The sequence below is a fragment of the Streptomyces sp. NBC_00057 genome (genome assembly GCF_045041165.1).
In the GTDB taxonomy this organism is placed as follows: Bacteria; Actinomycetota; Actinomycetes; order Streptomycetales; family Streptomycetaceae; genus Streptomyces.
In genome coordinates, this window is record NZ_CP108256.1 from 3,334,040 (window position 1) to 3,355,412 (window position 21,373).

Annotated in this window: 18 protein-coding genes; 8 read left to right on the plus strand and 10 right to left on the minus strand. The window is 69.1% G+C overall.

What is annotated here, in order from left to right; genetic code table 11:
* Window positions 1-167: 167 nt before the first annotated feature.
* The 3 genes from OG953_RS15340 (at window position 168) to OG953_RS15350 (ending at window position 2,580) form a co-directional block, all read left to right on the plus strand.
* Window positions 168-1,232: a hypothetical protein gene (locus OG953_RS15340; RefSeq protein WP_405684779.1), complete on the plus strand. Its 1,065-nt coding sequence runs from the start codon at window positions 168-170 to the stop codon at window positions 1,230-1,232.
* A gap of 159 nt (window positions 1,233-1,391) precedes the next feature.
* The gene (locus OG953_RS15345; RefSeq protein ID WP_405684780.1) at window positions 1,392-2,114 is read left to right on the plus strand and encodes a class F sortase; all 723 of its coding nucleotides are present in this window, start codon (window positions 1,392-1,394) and stop codon (window positions 2,112-2,114) included.
* Between the two features lie 253 nt (window positions 2,115-2,367).
* Window positions 2,368-2,580 carry a hypothetical protein gene (locus OG953_RS15350; protein WP_405691846.1) on the plus strand — a complete coding sequence of 71 codons (213 nt, stop codon included), beginning with the start codon at window positions 2,368-2,370 and terminating at the stop codon, window positions 2,578-2,580.
* Between the two features lie 121 nt (window positions 2,581-2,701).
* Here the strand turns inward: OG953_RS15350 and OG953_RS15355 are convergent, their stop codons facing one another.
* From OG953_RS15355 to OG953_RS15370, 4 genes are all read right to left on the minus strand, one after another.
* Complete coding sequence (locus OG953_RS15355; protein ID WP_405684781.1) at window positions 2,702-4,537, minus strand: hypothetical protein; 1,836 nt, start codon at window positions 4,535-4,537, stop codon at window positions 2,702-2,704.
* A 430-nt stretch (window positions 4,538-4,967) separates the two neighbouring features.
* The gene (locus OG953_RS15360; RefSeq protein ID WP_405684782.1) at window positions 4,968-5,411 is read right to left on the minus strand and encodes a DUF6113 family protein; all 444 of its coding nucleotides are present in this window, start codon (window positions 5,409-5,411) and stop codon (window positions 4,968-4,970) included.
* Window positions 5,408-6,307: an N-acetyl-1-D-myo-inositol-2-amino-2-deoxy-alpha-D-glucopyranoside deacetylase gene (gene mshB, locus OG953_RS15365; protein WP_405684783.1), complete on the minus strand. Its 900-nt coding sequence runs from the start codon at window positions 6,305-6,307 to the stop codon at window positions 5,408-5,410. Before mshB ends, OG953_RS15360 begins: the two co-directional genes overlap by 4 nt.
* Window positions 6,308-6,378: 71 nt before the next feature.
* The gene (locus OG953_RS15370; protein WP_093896879.1) at window positions 6,379-6,573 is read right to left on the minus strand and encodes a hypothetical protein; all 195 of its coding nucleotides are present in this window, start codon (window positions 6,571-6,573) and stop codon (window positions 6,379-6,381) included.
* Between the two features lie 166 nt (window positions 6,574-6,739).
* On the opposite strand from OG953_RS15370, the gene OG953_RS15375 reads away from it, so the two are divergent.
* Window positions 6,740-8,872: a prolyl oligopeptidase family serine peptidase gene (locus OG953_RS15375; protein WP_405684785.1), complete on the plus strand. Its 2,133-nt coding sequence runs from the start codon at window positions 6,740-6,742 to the stop codon at window positions 8,870-8,872.
* A gap of 40 nt (window positions 8,873-8,912) precedes the next feature.
* On the opposite strand, the gene OG953_RS15380 is transcribed toward OG953_RS15375, so the two are convergent.
* From OG953_RS15380 to OG953_RS15405, 6 genes are all read right to left on the minus strand, one after another.
* Window positions 8,913-9,914, minus strand: coding sequence for a hypothetical protein (locus OG953_RS15380; RefSeq protein ID WP_405684786.1), 1,002 nt, complete (start codon window positions 9,912-9,914; stop codon window positions 8,913-8,915).
* A 197-nt stretch (window positions 9,915-10,111) separates the two neighbouring features.
* Window positions 10,112-11,320 (minus strand): ABC transporter ATP-binding protein, encoded by a 1,209-nt coding sequence (locus OG953_RS15385; protein WP_405684787.1) that lies wholly within the window; start codon window positions 11,318-11,320, stop codon window positions 10,112-10,114.
* Entirely contained in the window at window positions 11,310-12,287 is a 978-nt protein-coding gene (locus OG953_RS15390; protein WP_405684788.1) for an ABC transporter ATP-binding protein, read from the minus strand. The genes OG953_RS15385 and OG953_RS15390 overlap by 11 nt, the downstream gene beginning before the upstream one ends.
* A 13-nt stretch (window positions 12,288-12,300) precedes the next feature.
* Window positions 12,301-13,275 (minus strand): ABC transporter permease, encoded by a 975-nt coding sequence (locus OG953_RS15395; protein WP_405684789.1) that lies wholly within the window; start codon window positions 13,273-13,275, stop codon window positions 12,301-12,303.
* Window positions 13,268-14,191, minus strand: a complete 924-nt coding sequence (locus OG953_RS15400) for an ABC transporter permease (protein ID WP_405684791.1) — start codon at window positions 14,189-14,191, stop codon at window positions 13,268-13,270. The genes OG953_RS15395 and OG953_RS15400 overlap by 8 nt, the downstream gene beginning before the upstream one ends.
* A 118-nt stretch (window positions 14,192-14,309) precedes the next feature.
* Window positions 14,310-15,941: an ABC transporter substrate-binding protein gene (locus OG953_RS15405; protein ID WP_405684792.1), complete on the minus strand. Its 1,632-nt coding sequence runs from the start codon at window positions 15,939-15,941 to the stop codon at window positions 14,310-14,312.
* 366 nt (window positions 15,942-16,307) lie between these two features.
* On the opposite strand from OG953_RS15405, the gene OG953_RS15410 reads away from it, so the two are divergent.
* The 4 genes from OG953_RS15410 to OG953_RS15425 all read left to right on the plus strand — a co-directional run bounded on the left by OG953_RS15410 (window position 16,308) and on the right by OG953_RS15425 (window position 21,365).
* On the plus strand, window positions 16,308-17,342 hold the full coding sequence (locus OG953_RS15410) for an ABC transporter permease (RefSeq protein WP_405684793.1): 1,035 nt from the start codon (window positions 16,308-16,310) through the stop codon (window positions 17,340-17,342).
* A gap of 79 nt (window positions 17,343-17,421) precedes the next feature.
* Window positions 17,422-19,188, plus strand: coding sequence for an ABC transporter substrate-binding protein (locus OG953_RS15415; RefSeq protein ID WP_405684795.1), 1,767 nt, complete (start codon window positions 17,422-17,424; stop codon window positions 19,186-19,188).
* A 100-nt stretch (window positions 19,189-19,288) separates the two neighbouring features.
* Window positions 19,289-20,269, plus strand: coding sequence for an ABC transporter permease (locus OG953_RS15420; protein WP_405684796.1), 981 nt, complete (start codon window positions 19,289-19,291; stop codon window positions 20,267-20,269).
* A gap of 58 nt (window positions 20,270-20,327) precedes the next feature.
* Window positions 20,328-21,365 (plus strand): ABC transporter ATP-binding protein, encoded by a 1,038-nt coding sequence (locus OG953_RS15425; RefSeq protein ID WP_405684798.1) that lies wholly within the window; start codon window positions 20,328-20,330, stop codon window positions 21,363-21,365.
* The last annotated feature ends 8 nt before the right edge of the window (window positions 21,366-21,373 follow it).

The window sequence follows — 21,373 nt, forward strand, 5'->3', positions numbered from 1 at the left end:
GATTATTGGCTTTTCGCCACCCGAAGGGCCCACGACATGGCCTCGATGCGGCATTTTGCGTTGGCGCAAAGTGACATTCGGACTGACGGTAGATCATGTCGCCACTGCGCCACACTGAGTCGACGCCCTGTCACTCTTCGCAGTTGCGGCGGAAGGAATGTGTTCAGATGCGCTCTGCCCGCACACTGTTCGCTTCGGCCGCTGTCACAGCGGTCCTTGCCATTACCGGTCCCTCCGCCTACGCCATGGCCACGGCCGCGGATTCGGGACACAACAAGGGATCCTCGTCCTCGCGCAGCGACGAGAACGGAAAGTCCGACTCTGACGAAGGCGGCCGCGGCGGCGGCGAGGGTGGCCGCGGCGGCGACGAAGGCGGTCGCGGCGGCGACGAAGGCGGTCGCGGCGGCGACGAAGGCGGTCGCGGCGGCGACGAAGGCGGTCGCGGCGGCGACGAGGGTGGCCGTGGCGGCGACGACGAGAGTGGCCGCGGCAGCGACGAAGGCGGCAGCGGCGGCGACGACGAGAGTGGCCGCGGCAGCGACGAAGGCGGCAGCAGCGGCCAGAACGAGAGCAAGCCCAGCGGTGGCGTTCAGGCCGGCGGCGGCTTCATGGCCCGGGTCATCACCGACGACGAAGGCGGTCGCGGCGGCGACGAGGGTGGCCGTGGCGGCGACGAAGGCGGTCGCGGCGGCGACGACGAAGGCGGTCGCGGCGGCGACGACGAAGGCGGTCGCGGCGGCGACGACGAGAGTGGCCGCGGTGGCGACGAAGGTGGCAGCGGCGGCGACGAGAGTGGCCGCGGCAGCGACGAAGGCGGCAGCAGCGGCCAGAACGAGAGCAAGCCCAGCGGTGGCGTCAACGCCGGCGGCGGCTTCATGGCCCGGGTCATCACCGACGACGAAGGCGGTCGCGGCGGCGACGAGGGTGGCCGCGGCGGCGGCGACGAGGGTGGCCGTGGCGGCGACGAGGGTGGCCGTGGCGGCGACGACGAGGGTGGTCGCGGCGGCGACGAAGGTGGCAGCGGCGGCGACGAGAGTGGCCGCGGCAGCGACGAAGGCGGCAGCAGCGGCCAGAACGAGAGCAAGCCCAGCGGTGGCGTCAACGCCGGTGGCGGCGGGATGGCTACGACCAGCAGCAGCCTGGCCGTCGGCTCGGCGCTGCTGATCGGTGGCATCGGCGTCGGTGCGTACAAGCTGCGCCGTCGCCAGTCGTCGGGCGGTGCGATCGCCTGACCGGGCCCAACGGCTGACCGGTCGTTTCGTTTGTCGCGGCCGTCGTCCCTCGGGGCGGCGGCCGCGGCGGCTTCGATCGCACACCACCGCCCCCACCCCCGCACCCCTCCCTCTCCCCTCTCCCCTCTCCAACACCGCACGACCGAAAGGCACGTTCCCATGGCCGCCCCGCAGTCTCCCGGCTCCATCCCAACCCGGACTGCCCCCGGAACCACACTGGGCCGCGCCTTGATGTGGCCCGCCGTGGCAGCCGGGGTCGGCATGCTCCTGATCTACGACTCCATCGAAACCTCGGTCGACGACAAGCCGCCGGCCCCACCCGCCGCCGTCGCGCCCGCAGCCGTACCCGAGGTCCTCGGCTCCCATGCCGCGCCCCGACCCGTCACCCCGTCGGCGCCCGCCGTCGGCCCGGCGATGTCACGTTCCGTCCCGACGCGGCTGCAGATTCCGTCCCTCGCCGTCAAGGCACCGTTCACCAAACTGTCCATCGGCGCCGACGGTCGGCTGAACCCGCCGGCCCCGAACGACAGCAACCTGGTGGGCTGGTTCAAGGGCGGTGTCACCCCTGGCGAGCGTGGTGCCGCGATCGTGGCGGGCCATGTCGACACGACGACCGGTCCGGCCGTGTTCCTGCAGCTCCAGTTCCTCAAGCCGGGTTCCACGGTCGACATCACCCGCGCCGACGGCTCGGTCGCCACGTTCAAGGTCGACTCCGTCGAGACGTTCAGCAAGGCGAAGTTCCCGGACAAGCGCGTCTACTCGGACACCCCGTCCGCGCAGCTGCGTCTGATCACCTGCGGAGGCCCGTACAACAGGAAGGCCAAGGCCTACGAGGACAACGTGGTGGCCTTCGCCCACCTCGAATCCTCCAAGGATGGCTGACGGCCGGTCGGCGGTCGACGCCGGGATACAACCATCCGCCGGGCCGGCAGGTCGTACGGGGCGCCACGGAACCTGAGTTCCTGCCGCCCCGACTCGCCTTCTGAGCAACGGGGTTGAGTAACGTGCCCGTTCTCTCCCACCGCCGCCGCCCGGCGATCGCAACCGGCATCGCCCTGGTCGCCGGAGCCGTCGTGACGCCCGTCGGCCACGCCACGACGAAGCCGACCGCCCCTGCGCCGAGCGCGCCGAGCATCTGCACGACGACTTCAATGGTGACGGCTATCCGGACGTCGCCGTGGGCGCCCGTGGTCACCGTCGGCAAGGCGGAGGGTGCGGGCGCCGTGAGCGTTCTCCTCGGCGGCCCCGACGGCCTGTGCGCCGCAGGGCCGCCGCCGCGTCCTGTCGCCGTCGGGCGTGGTCGCCCAGGGTATGTCCGGCAGGGCCGCGGGTCGTGGAAACGGGATGACAGATGTCATGCCGCGCGCATGACGCCGCTGTCGTGTCGTACGCCGCCGGACACGACGCCGCCCCCGGCCGGGGGTCCGGACGGGGGCGGTTGTGCGGTGCGGTTCGCCGTGGTGGGGCGGTTATCCGTTGCCGTTCAGGCTGATCGTGACGGTCCGCTCGGCGGTGGTCCTGCCGAGCAGCGCGGTCTGCATGGCATTCGCCACGTCGTCCGCACTGAGCTGGTGCTTCTTGCCGTCGCCCTTGGTGATCATGATGCCGTCGAAGACGCCGTCACAGAGTGTGTCGATGGCCTTCTTGTCGTAGTGCGCGACCAGTCGGCCGTCGATCGGCACCATCGTGAGAATCTGCGGCAACGACTTCTCCGGGCCGAACGGGATCTGCTTGGGCCCGGCCTTGATGGTGATCACGCCGGACATCGCGGGCTTCGCGAAGTCCTTCATCGCCCGGTCCAGTTCGGCCTTGCTGATGGTGGGCTCCCGGGTGGTGACGGGCAGTTCGACGGTGGCCGGCTCGCCCGTCTGCACCTGGGCGCGGTACGCGTCGCGCACCGAGATCATCGACTGGTTGACGTCCAGCGCCTTGCCGGACTTGCCGGGTACGGCGACGGCCTTGCCCGGCTCGAACTTGATCGTGCCCTCGCTGGCCGAACCGGAGACGCCCGACAGGTCCGTCAGCGCGACACCGAGCTTCTCCTCGTCGACCGGGATCACCGGGTCGACAGCGCGCTTGCCGCCGAAGAGGGAGCCGATGACGGAGACCGGGTTGTAGTCGCTGCCCGCGGCGGAGCGCACGGTCTCCTGGCTGTCCAGGCCGAGCCCGGCCTTGTCCGGTGCGAGCTCGGCCTTCTTGCCGTCCACGGAGAGCTGAAGGGGCGCCTCGGCGCGCTTGCCGAGGGCGGCGTCCAGCTTCGCGACGCCCTCCTCCTTCGTGCCGCCGCCGATGTCGACGCCGAGGACAGTGGTGCCCTTGGGGACCTCGGAGTGGTTCACCAGCAGTCCGGCGCCGTACGCGACACCGAGCAGCCCGACGACGCCGGCGCAGAGGAGGACCAGCTTGGAGCGGCCCTTCTTCTTCGCGGGCTCGGGCGCCGGGGCGGGACGTGCGGCGGGGGCGGGCGCCGGGGCGGCGGGACCGCCGGGTCCTGCCGGTCCGGTGCCCATCGCGTCGTCCGGGATACGGGGCGTCAGATCGGGACGCCCGCCACCGGGGCCGCCCGCGCTCGGGAACGGGGACGGCGCGCGGCGCTCCGGCGGAACGACGGGGATGCCGCTGGTGAGCGTGTCACCGGAGACGTTGCCGCCGGGCCCGGCGGAGGCCGGGGCCGCGAACTGAGGCGTCAGCACCGCCGTGTCGTCGGACATCCGCGGGGGCACGCCACCGGGTGCGCCGGGGCCCTGCGGGCCCGCGGGACCACCGGAGCCTCGCGGACCGCCGGGGCCCGGGCCGCCCGCTCCGTCGAGGTTCGGAGTGAGGGGCGAGGTGCCGGTGACCGGGCCCGTGGTGGGCCCGGAGGGGCCCGGCGTACGCACCCCGAGGTTCGGCGTGGGGCGCGGGCCGGCAGCGGGGCCGCCGTGGCCGAGCTCGTCGAGGGCGCTGCCACCGGGGCGGGGTGCGTCCTGGTCGCCCGTGCGCTGCGGACCGTCCGAGAAGTACGGCAGGTCGGCGCGGGGCGGGGTGGGCGCCTCGCCCGTGGGACCGTCGGCGCCACCGGCCGCGCTGCCGCTGCCGCCGACGACCGAGGTGTTCATGGGGGCCTTGCGCGGGGCGAACCAGTCGCTGCCGCTCTTCTCCCTGGTCGGCTTGTCGGCGGCCGGTTCCGCGGGCGCGGAAGAACCGGCTCTCGCCTCGGCGCCCGGGTCGGCGTCGGACGCACCCGACGCGCCGCCCGGCGCGGGCGAGCCGGGGCGCGGAATGCTGGCCGTGCGCTCGGCTTCGGCCGTGTCGGCGTCGCTCATGGGCGTACGCATGACAACCGGCGGGATGGGACGCGAGCCCGGAATGTTGATCCGGATGCGCGTCGTCAGCGTCGTCTCGGTCCTCGGCTCCTCGGACTGAGGCGGGTTCGCAGGCTCCGGGGCCCCCTCCGGGGCGTCCTGCGAAGGGTGCAGCGACGGATACTGGCGGGATCCGTACGGCGGCGTCCCCGAGGGGTACGCGGCTCCCCCGCGCCCCTGGGGCCCGGAGGACGAACTGTCAGTTTCACGACTCAAAGCAGGTTCTCCCGATTGGCTCCGCCGCCCGTACTTCCCCCATGCCGCAGGCCAGGGGACGGCTCGGCGCGCGAACCACCATACTGGCCGCCGCCGACAGACACCCCGCGACCGGGGGAAACGACTGCCTGACCACCGGGCGGACAAGGGGCATTACGGGATCGGAGGTGGCACATTACTTGCCGGATCGGCCGCTGCCGGCGCCGGGTTGAGGCGACCGCGACATCGTGGCACAGATCACAGCGATCGCCATTCCGCCCAGCATGAAAAGGGTGAGGCCCAGTTCATCGCCGAAGACGTAGTCGCCTTCCGGTCGTCCGCCGAGCAGAAGAAGGACCGAAATCAGCCAGCCCGCAGCGGGTGCCAGGGCGCCGAGCTGAGTGCCGAAGACGCAGCTCCCGCCGTAGAACAGCCCGGCGCAGGCGACCAGCGCGAGCAGCAACCCGCCGGGGAACCAGGCGGCTTGGACGAGCGCCCCGGCGATCCCGACGAGCGCGCCGAGAACGGCGAGGCCCGCATAGGCGGCGATCCGCCCGGGGTTGAGGGGCGCGGCGAGACCGGTGGCCCGAACGTCCCGGGAGAGTGCGCCGGTGCGCGGTGTGCGCTGCTTGCCGCTCATTGTTCCGCCCCCGGTACACCGGCGAACAGGTCGTCTTCGCGCGCCCCTTGAGGGGCCCCGGAGGCGCCATGTACCAACTCGTAGTACTCGGTGGTGAACACGGGCTGGCCGAGGTCGTTGGAGAGGGCGAAGAAGGGGCCGTCCACGGCGATCTGCGTGGCATGGGCCCGCATCGCCGCGCGTTTGGCCGCCACATGGGCGGAGCCGTCGATCTGCGCGTTGATCCTCGTGTCGTCGACCACACCGGGTACGTCGTCGATGGCGGCGATCCCCGGGAAGGCGTCCGGCTCCGTGTCCCGCAGGCGCGCGAAGCCCTCTTCGGCGACCGAACGCGGCACCCGGTTCCAGTAGATCTTGGCGACGGTGTGCACCGCGCCCGCTCCGGTGCGGTACGCGGGATCGGCGGCGAGCTCCGCCGCGCGCATCGCGACGCGGTGCGCCTGGATGTGGTCGGGGTGCCCGTAGCCGCCGTCGGGGTCGTAGGTGACGAGGACCTGCGGGCGCACCGAGCGGATCACCTCCACGAGGTACTGGGCTGCCTCGTCCACGTCCGCGTCCCAGAAGGCGCCGGGGCGGTGATTCTGCTCGGCGCCCATCATTCCGGAGTCGCGGAAGCGTCCTGGGCCGCCGAGGAGCCGGTGGTCGGTGACCCCGAGCTCCTTCATCGCCGCGGCGAGTTCGCCCTGTCGGTAGGGGCCCAGGGTGTCGTCGCGGTCTGCCGCGAGATGGGCGAGCGCGGGCGGGATGATCTCGCCCTCCTCGCCGAGCGTGCAGGTCACCAGGGTGACCTGGGCACCCTCGGCCGCATACCTGGCCATGGTGGCGCCGTTGTTGATCGACTCGTCGTCGGGGTGCGCGTGCACCAGGAGCAGACGCCGGGCGGGATGGTCCGTCATGGGGACCAGCCTACGAGCCGGGCAGACCCTGGCCGACCGCGCCCGCGCACGAGCCGCCGACGAGCCGGCTCTCAGAACTTGAGGCTTCCGATCATCCCGGCCACGTTCGTGGTCAGGTTCGAGATGCTGGGCGCAATGGACGAGCTGGCGAGATAGAAACCGAGCAGCGCGCAGACCACCGCATGTCCGCCCTTCAGTCCGGATTTCCGGATCAGCAGGAAGACGACGATCGCCAGCAGCACCACCGCCGAAATCGAGAGTGCCACGGCGGTTCACCTCCATCAGTACGGTCGGGACGGGCAGCACACATGGAGCCAGCAGGTTCATACCCACCAAGCGCTACGGATCATAACTATCCGTGGCACCGCATTGATCGGGGCACAGCAGCACGAGGGGCGCACGACCGGGCGGTCGGGGACTAGGTTCGGGCCCATGACTTCGAAGAAGATCTCGTTTCCCCGTCAGCACGCCAGGACGATGCGTTTCACCCTCGGCGCCCCCCGTGCGTTCACCGTTTCACCCGATGGGGAGCGGGTGGTCTTCCTGCGGTCGGGCTCCGGCACGGACCGGTCGGGGCGGTTGTGGGTGCTGGATCTGCCTGTGGGCGGTACGCCGAAGGAGCGCGTCGTCGCCGACCCCGAGACGCTGCTCGGCGGTTCGGCGGAGCGGCTGTCGGCCCAGGAGCGGGCCCGACGCGAGCGCAGCCGTGAGGGTTCATCGGGGATCGTCGGCTACGCGGTCGACGCGGCGGCCGAGTTGGCCGCTTTCGCGCTCTCCGGGAAGGTGTACGTCGCGGAGTTGCGGGCGGGTACGGCGCGTGCGTTGCCGGTGCCGGGCCCGGTGATCGACCCGAGGCCGTCTCCGGACGGGCGTCGCATCGCGTATGTGTCGAAGGGCGCGCTGCGCGTCGTGGGCGCCGAGGGCGACGGGGACCGGGCGCTCGCGGAGCCGGAGGGCGAGAACATCTCCTACGGCCTCGCGGAGTTCATCGCGGCCGAGGAGATGCAGCGCTCGCGGGGCTTCTGGTGGTCGCCGGAGTCGGACCGGCTGCTGGTCGCCAGGGTCGACGACAGCCCCGTACAGCGGTGGTGGATCGCGGATCCCGCACACCCGGACCGCAGGCCGGCCGAGGTCGCCTACCCGGCGGCGGGGACGCCCAACGCCGAGGTGCGGCTCTTCGTGGTGGGCCTGGACGGCACCCGTACCGAAGTGGTCTGGGACCGGGCTCGCCACCCGTATCTGGCGCAGGTGCACTGGTCGTCGGCCGGGGCTCCGCTACTGCTCGTGCAGGCCCGGGACCAGCAGAGCCAGCTCTTCCTCGCGGTGGACACGGAGACGGGTACGACACGGACGGTACATGTCGACGAGGACCCGGATTGGCTGGAAATCTTCCCCGGTGTGCCCGCCTGGGCGCCGGACGGGCGGCTCGTGCGGATCGCGGACGAGGGCGGGGCGCGGGTGCTCGCGGTCGGCGACCGGCTGCTGACCGGGGCGCAGTTGCAGCTCCAGGCGGTCCTGGACATCGGTGAGTCGGATGTCCTGGTCTCGGCGTCGGCGGGCGAGGATGCCGCGGAGCCGGAGATCGGCGAGAGCCATGTGTACCGGGTCAATGAGCTGGGCGTCGAGCGGGTCTCCGAAGGGGTGGGGGTGCATTCGGCCGTCCGCGCGGGCGGCGTGACGGTGCTGGTCTCCCACTCGCTGGAGCGGCCGGGGGCCCGTGCCGACGTGCTCCGGGACGGCAAGCGGATCGCCACCGTCGCAAGCCATGCGGAAGAGCCGGTTCTGTCGGCGCGGGTGCACCTCGCCGAGGGGGGCGCACGGCGGATTCCGTGCGCCGTGCTGCTCCCCGAAGGGTACAAAGAGTCGGACGGCCCGCTTCCGGTACTCATGGATCCGTACGGCGGTCCGCACGGCCGACGGGTGCTTGCCGCCCACAATCCGCATCTGACGTCGCAGTGGTTCGCCGATCAGGGCTTCGCGGTGGTCGTCGCGGACGGCCGGGGCGCACCGGGGCGTTCACCGGGCTGGGAGAAGGCTGTCAAGAACAACCTCGTCCTCACCGTGGACGACCAGATCGAGGCGCTGCACGCACTCGCCGGGCGGTTCCCGCTGGACCTCGGCAAGGTGGCGATCCGGGGCTGGTCGTTCGGCGGCTACCTGGCGGCCCTGGCCGTGCTGCGGCGGCCGGATGTCTTCCACGCGGCGGTGGTGGGCGCGCCGGTGACCGACCAGCGGCTGTACGACACCCACTACACCGAGCGCTATCTCGGCGACCCGGCGAAGCAGCCGGAGGTGTACGCGCACAACTCGGTGCTGACGGACGAGGGGCTCTCCGAGGCCGCGGACCAGGTCCGGCCGATGATGATCATCCATGGTCTGGCGGACGACAATGTGGTGGTCGCGCACTCGCTCAGGCTGTCGTCGGCGCTGCTCTCGGCGGGGCGCCCGCACGAGGTGCTGCCGCTCAGCGGGGTGACGCACATGACGCCGCAGGAGCAGGTGGCGGAGAATCTGCTGCTGCTCCAGGTGGACTTCCTGAAGCGGTCGTTGGGGCTGCGGGGGTGACCTGACCGGCGGCGCCCGGTGGTCGCTCCGGCCGCGCCCGTCACCAGCCGGGCGGTGGCTGGGACGGGGGCGGCGGGCCGAAGACGCCGGGCGGCGGATAGCCGTACCCCTGCCCATAGCCCTGGTGGGGACGGGCGGGGGCGTCGGCGGAGCCCCGCCGGGCCAGCACGATGAGCACCACCACGGCGACGACCACCTCGAAGAACCAGGTCACCACCGCGAGCTGGTCCTCGGTCGGCAGATCGCCGAAGTGGTCGAGCATCGTGTAGTGCACGGCGCGGGACACTCCCGTCACCCCGCCGGTCAGCAGCAGCCCGCCGGCGATCAGGCCGAACGGCCGTGCGTGCACGGCACGCAAGAGCGCGCTCACCGCCGCGAACAGACACAGCAGCGCGATGACCGCGTCGCCCCAGCCGGGCGGCGGGTCGATCAGTCCCTGGATGAGCCGGTCCCCGCCCACGTACCACTCCGGGAAGAAGTCGGGGAATCGCACCACCTGGCGGATCTCCCAGGCGATCACGACCGCCCCCGAGGCGCCCAGCAGCAAAAAGGCGGTCACACTCGCGCCCTGGCCCGGCCGGGTCGGTGTGCGTTCGGAGAAGTCGTGCGGCGGTCTGCGTCCGGCCCCCGCGGTAACGATGAGCGCGATGCCCGCCGCGAGGGCCGCGAAGGCACAGATCAGAGCGCGGGTACGGAGGTCGTCGGTGAAGCGGGCGCTCATCGCGGACTCACCGATGTTCCAGAGTCCGGGCAGCCGCATGGCGAGCGTCAGCACTCCGGTGGCGACCAGCGCGGTGGCGGCCACCGAGGACCGCAGGGCCGCGAAGGCGGCGACGAGATACACCACGAGCAGCGCCACGTCGTCGGCCGAGGTGGTGGGCACCGCGGAGAGCCGCGCGTCGTAGTAACCGGCCCAGTACCGCAGCAACTCGCCCGGTTCCTCGACGGCCCTGAAGTCCCGTACGAGCCAGCCGGCGACGATCACCGCGAGCAGGGCGCAGAGAACGGCGCCGGTGATCCTGGCCCCCCGTGTGAGTATCACGCGAGCGATACTCCACCGTCGCCGCCCGCCGGACAAGGGTGTTGTCCAGGCGGTGCGCGAACGGGCAACCGGCCGGGGGGACTTGATGGCCCCCCGACCGGTTCACGGCACCCGCACGGCCGTACGCCGACCATGGTGGCGCGTTCGTGTATCGGACGTGAGACGGCCAAGTTGCCCGCGCGTCAACGTGCCCGCGGTCAGCCGGCCCGGCTGCTCCCCGAAGGCGGCGGCCCGTCCTCCTTGCCCACGGCGCCCGACGGACCCACGGCGTCCTCCTGACCGGACTCGTCCGCCTTCTCCTCCGAAACCGCCTCCCCCACCACCGTCTCCCCCGGCGTCTCCAGCAGCCCCTCCGGCGGCACCACCTGCTTCTCCTCCGCGAAGTGGCAGGCCGAATCGTGCCCGGCCGGTGCGTCCGTCAGCCGGAAGACCGCCGGTACCGCCAGCAGCGGCACTTCCCGTTCGCACCGCTCCTGCGCCTTCCAGCAGCGGGTGCGGAACGGGCAGCCGGAGGGCGGATTGGCCGGCGAGGGGACATCGCCGTGCAAAATGATCCGTTCCCGGTGCTCGCGGGCCATCGGGTCCGGCACCGGGACGGCGGACAGCAGCGCCTGGGTGTACGGATGCGTGGGGTGGTCGTAGATCTGCTCGTCGGTGCCGATCTCGACGATCCGGCCCAGATACATCACGCCGACCCGGTCGGAGATGTGCCGGACGATCGACAGGTCGTGTGCGATGAAGACGTAGCTCAGCCCGAACTCCGCCTGGAGCCGGTCCAGCAGGTTGACGACCTGCGCCTGTACGGAGACGTCGAGGGCGGAGACGGGTTCGTCGGCAACGATGATCTCGGGGTTCAGGGCCAGCCCGCGGGCGATGCCGATGCGCTGGCGCTGGCCGCCGGAGAACTGGTGCGGATAGCGGTTGATGTACTCCGGGTTGAGCCCGACGACGTCCAGCAGATCCTGGACCTTGGCCCGCCGGTCGCCCTTCGGGGCCACCTCGGAGTGGATCTCGTACGGCTCCCCGATGATGTCGCCGACGGTCATCCGGGGGTTGAGCGAGGTGTACGGGTCCTGGAACACCATCTGGATGTTGCGGCGCACGGCCTTCAGGGCGCGCCCCGACAGTTTGGTGATGTCCTCGCCCTTGTACCTGATCGCACCGGCCGTCGGCTGTTCCAGATGCACCAGCATCCTGGCCACGGTCGACTTGCCGCAGCCCGACTCCCCCACGATGCCGAGCGTCTCGCCCGCCGCCAGGTCGAAGGAGACCCCGTCGACCGCCTTGACGGCGCCGATCTGCTTCTTGATCAGGATGCCCTGGGTCAGCGGGTAGTGCTTGACCAGATCGCGGACCTGCAGAATGGGTTCGCCGCCCACGCGGGTGCTCCCCGGTTCAGCGTGCATCGAGCGTCTCCTTCCAGAAGTAGCAGGCGCTCTCACGGTGCTGGGCCACCTCGAAGAGGGGCGGTACCTCACCTCGGCAGATCTCCTGAGCCATCGGGCAGCGCGGGTTGAAGGCGCAGCCGGGCGGGATGTGCAGCAGGTTGGGCGGCAGGCCCTTGATCGCGTACAGCTCCTGGCCCTTCTGGTCCAGGCGCGGGATCGACTGGAGGAGGCCCTTGGTGTACGGGTGGGCGGGGGCCTTGTAGATCTCGTGGACGGGGGCCGCCTCGACGATCCGGCCCGCGTACATCACGGCGATGTAGTCGGCGACGTCCGCGACCACGCCCAGGTCGTGGGTGATCAGGATGAGTCCCATGTTGAGCTCGCGCTGGAGTTCGGCGAGCAGGTCCATCACCTGGGCCTGGACGGTCACATCGAGGGCGGTGGTGGGTTCGTCCGCGATGATCAGCGAAGGTTCCAGCGCCATCGCCATGGCGATCATGATGCGCTGGCGCATGCCGCCGGAGAACTGGTGCGGGTAGTTCCCGACGCGTTCCCTGGCGGCCGGGATGCGGACCCGGTCCATCAGCTCGACGGCCTTGAGCCTGGCGTCCTTGTGGGACATCCCGCGGTGGACGACGAACATCTCGCCGAGCTGCTCCCCCACGCTGAGCACGGGATTGAGGGAGGAGAGCGCGTCCTGGAAGATCATGGCCATCTCCTGGCCGCGGATCCTCCGGCGCTCCTCCCTCTTCATCTTCAGCAGATCGCGGTCCTTGAAGAGGATCTCGCCGCCGCTGATCTTTCCCGGGGGCATGTCGAGAATGCCCATGATCGCCTGTGCGGTGACCGACTTGCCGGAGCCGGACTCGCCGAGGACGGCGAGCGTCTCGCCCTCGGCCACCGAGTAGTTGACCCCGTTGACGGCTTTGGCCACCCCGTCGCGGGTGTGGAACTCCACGTGCAGATCGCGCACTTCGAGCAACATGGCAACGGGCTCCTCAGCGCAGCTTGGGGTCGAGGGCGTCGCGCACCGCGTCGCCGAGCATGATGAACGCGAGCACGGTGATCGCCAGCGCTCCGGCGGGCCAGAGCAGCATGTGCGGGGCGTTGCGGATGTAGTTGGCCGCGGCGGAGATGTCGATGCCCCAGGAGACGGCAGGCGGCTTCAGGCCGACGCCGAGGAACGAGAGAGTCGCCTCCAGAGCGATGTACGTGCCCAGGGCGATGGTCGCGACGACGATCACGGGGGCGACCGCGTTGGGCGCGATGTGGCGCAGCATCATCCGGGAGTTGGAGGCGCCGAGCGCGCGGGCCGCCTGGACGTAGTCGTTCTGCTTGGCGGTGATGACCGAGCCACGTGCGATACGGGCGATCTGCGGCCAGCCCAGCAGCACGATGAAGCCGATCACCGGCCAGACGGTGGAGCTCGGCACCACGGAGAGGAAGACCAGGCCGCCGAGGACCACCGGGATGCCGAAGAAGATGTCGGTGACACGGGAGAGGAACGAATCCGACAAGCCGCCGTAGAATCCGGCAAGGCCGCCGAGGAGGCTACCGAGGAGGGTGACGCCCAGGGTGGAGCAGACGCCTACGGTCACCGAGTTCCTGGCCCCGTAGACGGTCCGGGTGTAGACGTCGCAGCCCTGTCCGTCGAAGCCGAAGGGGTGGCCGGGCTGTGAGCTCTCCTGGGCCTTGGCCAGGTTGCAGTTGAGTGGGTCCTGGTCCGCGATCAGTGACGGCCAGATCGAGATGATCACCAGGAAGAGGATGATCAGGGCGGAGATGATGAAGACCGGGTTGCGGCGCAGGTCCCGCCAGGCGTCGGACCACAGACTGCGCGGCTTCTCGGCGGGGCCGGTGCCTTCGGGGCCGCCCGGTGTCTTTTCGAGGGTCGCACCCTCCTCCAGGGCGAGGTCCATCACGCCTCCCGCTCCGGCCGACGAGATCGCCTCGTCCGGTGTCTGCTCAGGCATAGCGGATCCTCGGGTCGAGTACGGCGTACAGCAGGTCGACGATCAGGTTCGCCGCCAGGAAGACGAGGACCAGAATGGTGACGAACCCGACGACGGTCTGGGAGTTCTGGCGCAGGATGCCCTGGTAGAGCTGATAGCCGACGCCGTGGATGTTGAAGATCCGCTCCGTGACGATCGCCCCGCCCATCAGGGCGCCCACATCCGTACCGATGAAGGTGACGACGGGGATCAGGGAGTTGCGCAGCAGATGCCGGATGATCACGCGGCGCCTGGGCAGGCCCTTGGCGACGGCGGTACGGACATAGTCGGCGCGGGCGTTCTCGGCGATCGAGGTCCTGGTGAGCCGGGTGACGTACGCCAGGGAGACGGAGGCGACGACGAGCCCCGGGATGATGAGTTCGTCGAGCGGCGCCTGTGAGGAGACGGACGGATGGATGATCCCCCACTTCACACCGAGGAGGAGCTGGAGCAGCAGACCGGTGACGAAGGTCGGGATGGAGATGACGACCAGGGTCAGGATCAGCACGGTGGTGTCGATGGGGCGGCCTCGGCGCAGACCGGTGACGACGCCGAGGCTGATGCCGATGACGATCTCGAACAAGAGCGCCACGATGGTGAGCCGGATGGTGATGGGGAAGGCGGTCGCCATCAGCTCGGTGACCTTCTGCCCGTTGAACGCGGTGCCGAAGTCGCCGGTGAAGACGTTGCCCATGTAGGTCAGGTATTGCTGCCAGACGGGCTTGTCGAGGCCGAATTCCGAGCGGAGTTGGGCTGCGGTCGCCGGATCGCACTGGCGTTCGCCGCAGAGGCCCGCGATGGGGTCACCCATCACGTTCACCATGAGGAAGATCAGCAGCGTGGTGCCGAAGAAGACCGGGATCATCTGCAGCAGCCGCCGGATCACATAACGTCCCATGAAGGGCTCCGGGGGTCGCGGGGTTCAGGGGCGCGGGGCTGGGGAGTGACGCGTCGGCGGGATGCGGAAGCCGGGTGGCCGGTGCCGGGAAGCGCACCGGCCACCCGGCCCGGGCGGGTCACTTGACCTTGATCTGCTCGTACACCGGGACGCTGAACTGGTTCAGCGACACATGGGTGATCCGGTCCGAGTGACCGGCGCTGCCGTTCTGGTACCAGAGCGGGATCACGGGCATCTGCGCGACCAGGACCTTCTCCGCGTCCTGGAAGGTCGAGACGGCCTTGGCCTTGTCGGACTCGGCGTTGGCCTTGTCGACGAGGCCGTCGAACTGCTTGTTGCTCCACTTGCCGTCGTTGGACGAGGCGTCGGTGTAGTACACCGGCTGCAGGAAGTTCTGGATGAGCGGGTAGTCCATCTGCCAGCCGGCCCGCCAGGCGCCGGTCAGCCTCTGCTGGGAGACCTGGCTGCGGAAGTCGGCGAAGGTGCCGACCGGGGCGCCGACGCACGCCTTGTTGTTGCCCATCACCTTGTTGATGCTGTTGCAGACGGCGTCGACCCACTCCTTGTGGGAGCCGGTGTCCGCGTTGTACGAGATCTTGAGCTGGCCGCCGGGGATGCCGCCGCCCTCCTGGATCAGCTTCTTGGCGTTCGCCGCGTTGTATTGGCAGGGCGCGCCGCACAGCCCCTTCTTGAATCCGCCGTCCACGCCGAGGACCGGGGAGGTCCAGTCGGAGGCCGGAGTGCGGGTCTTCTGGAAGATCTGACTGGTGATCTGATCGCGGTTGATCGCCATCGACAGGCCCTGGCGGACCTTGATGCCGCCGGGGGTGTTCCACTTCTTGTCGTAGAAGGGGAAGGCGAGGGTCTGGATGATGCCGGCCGGGGTGTTGATGTACCGGTCGCCGAGGTCCGCCTTGACGTTCTTCAGCTGCGAGGCGGGCACATCGTCGACGAGGTCGAGGTTGCCGGCCGTCAGGTCGGTGTAAGCGGTGTTGTTGTCCGTGTAGACCTTGAGGTCGATGCCGCCGTTCTGCGCCTTGTCGTCCCCGGGGTACTTGTCCCACTTGCGCAGGTTCATCGACGAGCCCTTGGTGTACTTGTCGACGGTGTACGGGCCGTTGCCGATCGGCTTGGACACCCAGGCGGCGTGGTCGGTGAAGAAGGCCCTGGGCAGCGGGGCGAAGGCCGGGTAGCCGAGGGTGTCGGGCCAGAGGGAGAACTTCTGCATCAGCTTGACCGTGAAGGTCTTGTCGTTGACGAGCTTGAGGCCGGAGAGCGTATTCGCGCCGGCGCTGCCCGACTCGGGGTGGACCTTGTTGTATCCGTCGATATAACCGAAGAAATAGGCGTTCTTCTGATTGTTCTTCAGCAGGGCCCCGTAGTTCCAGGCGTCCACGAACGACTTCGCGGTGACCTTCTCGCCGTTGCTGAAGGTCCAGCCGTCCTTCACGGTGATCGTGAAGTTCTGGTTGTCCTTGGTTTCGATCTTCTCGGCGAGCATGTTGGTGGCCACGCCGGTTTTCGGGTCGTACCTCTTGAGTCCCCGGAAGATCATGTCGAGGACCTTGCCGCCCTGCACCTCATTGGTGTTGGCGGGCTCCAGCGGGTTCTGCGGGTCACCCCAGGAGGAGCTCACGATTCCGTCGGCACCACCGCCACCACCGCTGCTGCCCCCTCCGCCACATGCCGTCGCCGCCAGGGCGACGGCCACCGCACATGCGGCCCACTTGGCCGGTGTGGCTCCGCGCATGGAGTGCCTCCTCTGAGTCTTCGTCACATGTATAGCCAAATATCACCTGTTAACGACATCAATGCACCCTATCTGCGGCCGTACGTGCGTATGTGTCACCGAGTCGCTCGAGTGCCCCGCATAACGAAAAGGACACACCCATGATCGGACACCCTCGCCCGAGTTGCCCAGATTGCCCCGCTCCGCACATCGCGTGTCCACCTGCAGGACACCTGCTCCTTGTCAAGTTCTGGTCAAGAACCTAAAGATCGCGTGTGGAGTTGCACAGCCAATTGACCGTTGTCAACGCGATTGATTGGGTCCGTTCCAACCCCTTAGCTCCTCCTGCCCGGAGGATGCCGCTTTCCGTACGGGGACAGGAGCTCGATGACCACGCCATCCCCGGCCCCCATCGCTCCGGTGGACACCACAGCCACCGAAGCCGTTGAGGAGTCCCGGCAGCCCGCAGGCCCCGACAAGGGCGCCGACGCACGGAGTCCAGGCCAGCTGGCCTGGCGGCGCTTCAAGCGCGACAGGACGGGCGTGCTCTCCGCCTACATCGTCGTGTTCTTCTTCGTGATAGCGATAGCCGCGCCGCTGATCGCCAAGCTGTACGGCAAGGACCCGTACACGACGTACGGCCAGGACAACCCGGAACTGCTCAACGGCTTCGGCTATCCGGCCCTGCCCAACGGCGGCATCAGCGGCGACTTCTGGTTCGGTATCGAGCCTCAACTGGGCCGGGACGTCTTCACGTTCCTGCTGTACGGAATCCGCACCTCGCTACTGATCGCGGCAGCGGCCACCATTCTCGTCACGCTCATCGGTGTGGTCATCGGTGTCACCGCCGGATATCTGGGCGGCAAGACGGACTACTTCATCGGACGGGTCATCGACATTCTGCTGTCGTTCCCGTCGACGCTCTTCTTCATCGCCTTCATGCCGGTCGTCTACGGGCTGTTCGTGTCGCCGGACGACGAGATCCCGACATCGCTGCGGGCCATCTGCCTGATCCTGGCCCTCACCGCCTTCGGCTGGGCCTCGATGGCCCGCCTGCTCCGCGGCCAGGTACTGGCCCTGCGCGAGCGGGAGTTCGTCGAGGCCGCGAAGGTCACCGGTGCCTCTCCCGCCCGGATCATCTTCAAGGAACTGCTGCCGAACCTCTGGACGCCGATCCTGATCCAGGCCACGCTCGCGCTGCCGGCCTTCGTGACGGCCGAGGCGGGCCTGGCCTTCCTCGGTGTCGGCATCATCGACCCGACCCCCGACTGGGGCGTGATGATCCAGCGCGGAGCGTCCTTCTACACGGACGACATCACCTTCATGCTCTTCCCGGGCGTCTCGATGATCATCTTCGTCCTCGCCTTCAATCTGCTCGGCGACTCCGTACGCGACGCGCTCGACCCGAAGTCGAAGCGCTGAGCTTCTGCTCCACCCAGCCCGGCCGCTGTGGTCCGGCCTGTCGTACCTGCTCCGTCCACCGACCCAAGGACCGATACGCATGTCTTTCTCCCGCAGAAACTTCCTGATCGCCACCGGCGTGGCGGCCGCGAGCTCCACTGTCCTGAGCGCATGCAGCAGCGGTGACGCGGGCGGCGGCAAGGGTGGCAGCAAGGACACCCCGAAGGTGACCGGCAACAAGGGGGCCGAGATCCTGGTCGGCACCAAGGCCGACTCCACCGGCCCCGCCCCCGAGGTCCCCGGCGCCGTCAAGGGCGGCACGCTCTACACGATGGAGCAGCTGGACTGCGACCACCTGGACCCGGCACAGATCTGGTCGTCCTACGAAAACCTCGTCACGCCGCTGTTCATGCGTGGCCTGGTCGGCTACAAGGTGGACAACAACGGCACCACCACGCTCGTGGGCGACCTCGCCACCGACGCCGGCGCGACGAAGGACGGCGGCAAGACCTGGTCGTTCACCCTGAAGGACGGCGTGAAGTGGGAGGACGGCTCGGACATCACGATGGACGATGTCCGCCACACCTTCGAGCGCCTCTTCGCCAAGTTCGTGACGTTCGGACCGCGCTACCCGCAGGAATGGCTGGTCGGCGGCGACAAGTACAAGGGCCCCTACGAGGGCAAGCACCTGGACTCCATCGAGATCGACGGCAAGACCGTCACCTTCCATCTCAAGGAAGCTCGCGGCGACTTCAACTTCACGCTGGGCATGCGTGCCTTCTCCTTGGTGCCCAAGAAGAAGGACACCAAGGAGGACTACGACAAGAAGCCGTTCTCCTGCGGCCCGTACAAGATCGACGCCCGCCAGGTCGGCAAGTCGATGTCGCTGTCGCGCAACCCCCATTGGGACCCCAAGACGGACCCGATCCGCAACGCCTACCCGGACAAGTTCCAGCTGCAGTCCGGCTTCCAGAACCTGGCGTCCACGGACCGCTACGTCGCCGACCAGGGCAACGACCAGCACACGCTGTCGATCTTCAACGAGATCGCCCCCGAGCGCATCCAGAAGGTGCTCGGCGACCCGGAACTGAAGAAGCGCGTCCTGACGCACCTCGACGCGGCGACGTACTACTACGCGATCAACACCACGCGCATCACGGACGTCAAGGTACGTCAGGCGCTCAACTACGCCTGGCCCTCGCAGCAGACTCAGCTGATCCGCGGCGGCGCCTCCTCCTCCGAAATCGCCACCACCATCATCAGCCCGCTCACCCCCGGCCACGCGGACTTCGACCTCTACGGCAAGAAGGCGAAGCCGGCCGGTGACCCGGTCAAGGCCAAGGCGCTGCTGAAGGAGGCCGGCAAGGAGGGACAGAAGATCGTCATCGCCTTCCAGCAGTCCGACAACGCGGTCAAGCAGGCCGTTGCCATCAAGAACGCGCTCACCAAGGCGGGCTTCGACGTGGTGACGAAGCAGGTCGACAAGACCTCCTTCTACAGCCAGATCGCCCAGATCGACAACCACTTCGATATGTTCGCGGCCGGCTGGTCCGCCGACTGGCCGGGCGGCTACACCGCTCTTCAGCCCACCTTCGACGGCCGTGTCATCGCCAACGGCGCCTCCAACTGGCCGCAGCTGAACGACGCGAGCGTCAACAAGGCCATCGACGCGGCGGCCGAGATCACCGACCCCGAGGAGGCCAACAAGGCCTGGGGCGCGATCGACCGCCAGATCATGGAGCTGGCCGCCTGTGTGCCGGACTACTGGCCGATCCGCAACTGGCTGTACGGCTCCAAGGTCGGCGGTGTGACCTTCGACGGCGGCAACAGCGGCATCGCGATCACCAAGCTCTACGCCAAGGCGTGATCCTCAGGGGCGGGGCGGCCGGACCGGCCGCCCCGCCCCCGGTCATTCCCCCGCTCACCACCCCTCGGCGACGGCGCCCCACCCGGAAAGTCACGACCCCATGCTTCGATTTCTTCTCCGCCGCGTGACCGGCGCTATCGTCATTCTGTTGGTCATCAGCGCCATCACCTTCTACCTCTTCTACGCGATACCCCGTGACCCCGCCCGGATGGCCTGCGGCAAGGTCTGCACCCCCGAACTCCTCACCCAGATCAAGCAGAACCTGGGAATCGCCGACCCGATGCCCGTCCAGTACTGGCACTGGCTGACCGGCATCTTCATGGGCCGTGACTACGGGAACTACGGTCACTGCCCGGCGCCCTGCCTCGGCTACTCGTTCACCAACCGCCAGCCGGTCTTCGGCACGATCATGGACCGTCTGCCGCTGACCCTCTCGCTCTCGGTGGGCGCGGCCTTCTTCTTCGTGATCCTCGGTGTCGGCGCGGGCATGCTCGCCGCCGTCAAGCAGGGCAAGGCGCTCGACAAGATCGCCAGCTCGTTCTCGCTGCTCGGCTCCTCGCTCCAGATCTACTTCGTCGGCTACCTCGCGATGTTCCTGCTGGTGCAGCAGATGGGCCTGTTGGAGCAGCCCTCGTACACACCGCTCACCGAGGACCCGGTGAAGTGGGCATCGGGGCTGCTGCTGCCCTGGCTGGTGCTGTCGATCATCTTCACCGCCAACTACACCCGTATGACCCGCTCCCAGCTCGTCGAGCAGCTCAGCGAGGACTACGTCCGCACCGCACGCGCCAAGGGCCTGTCCCGCCGCTCGGTCTTCTTCCGCTTCGCCTGGCGCGGGGCGATGGGCCCGATCGTCACGATCTTCGGCATCGACCTGGGCACGCTGATCGGCGGCGCCATCATCACCGAGGTGACCTTCAGCCTCCAGGGTCTGGGCCAGCTCTCCGTGCGCTCGGTCGACACCAGCGACCTGCCCATGCTGCTCGGGGTCACCATCGTCGCGGCGGGCGCGATCGTCTTCGCCAACATCGTCGTGGACGCCGTCTACGGCCTCATCGACCCGCGGATCCGGCTCGCCTGACCCCGCTCCCCGTTCCGGCCCACCCCCTTCTCCCGCAACATCCTCCTGGAGCGTCCCCGTGACGAGCACCGATCAGCAGCCCCTCCTCTCCGTCAGGGATCTACACGTTCACTTCTCGACCGAGGACGGCGTCGTCAAGGCCGTCGACGGCCTCTCCTTCGACGTGGAGAAGGGCAAGACCCTCGGCATCGTCGGCGAGTCCGGCTCCGGCAAGTCCGTCACCAACCTGACGATCCTCGGCCTGCACGACGCCGATCACACCCAGATCGACGGCGAGATCCTGCTCGACGGCCAGGATCTGCTCGCCGCATCGGAGCGGGAGCTGGAGCGGCTGCGCGGCAACAAGATGGCCATGATCTTCCAGGACGCGCTGGCCTCGCTGTCGCCGTACCACACCGTCGGCCGGCAGATCGGTGAGGCGTACCGCAAGCACACCGGGGCCTCCAAGCGGGAGGCACGGGCGCGGGCCGTGGAGATGCTCACCAAGGTGGGCATCCCGCAGCCCGATCTGCGGGTGGACGACTATCCGCACCAGTTCTCCGGCGGTATGCGCCAGCGTGCGATGATCGCCATGTCGCTGGTCTGCGACCCGGAGCTCCTGATCGCCGACGAGCCGACCACCGCGCTGGACGTCACCGTGCAGGCCCAGATCATGGACCTGCTCAAGGACCTCCAGCAGGAGACCGGCACCGCGATCATCTTCATCACCCACGACCTCGGTGTCATCGCCGACATCGCGGACGACGTGCTGGTGATGTACGGCGGCCGGTGTGTGGAGCGCGGCACCAAGAAGGAGGTGCTGCGGGCGCCCCAGCACCCGTACACCTGGGGTCTGCTGGGGTCCATGCCGAGCCTCGACGGGCCGGTCGACGTACCGCTGTCGCCGATCCCCGGCTCGCCGCCGAGCCTCCTCAACCCGCCGACCGGCTGCCGCTTCCACCCGCGGTGCTCGTTCACCGAGCAGGTCGGCGGCAAGCGCTGTGCGACCGACCAGCCGCCGCTGGAACTGGTGGACAACCGTGGGGCCGCCTGCCACCTCACACCGGAGCAGCGCACCGAATTCTTCGCCGACTTCGCCGGCACCCGGCCCAACTGACGTACAAG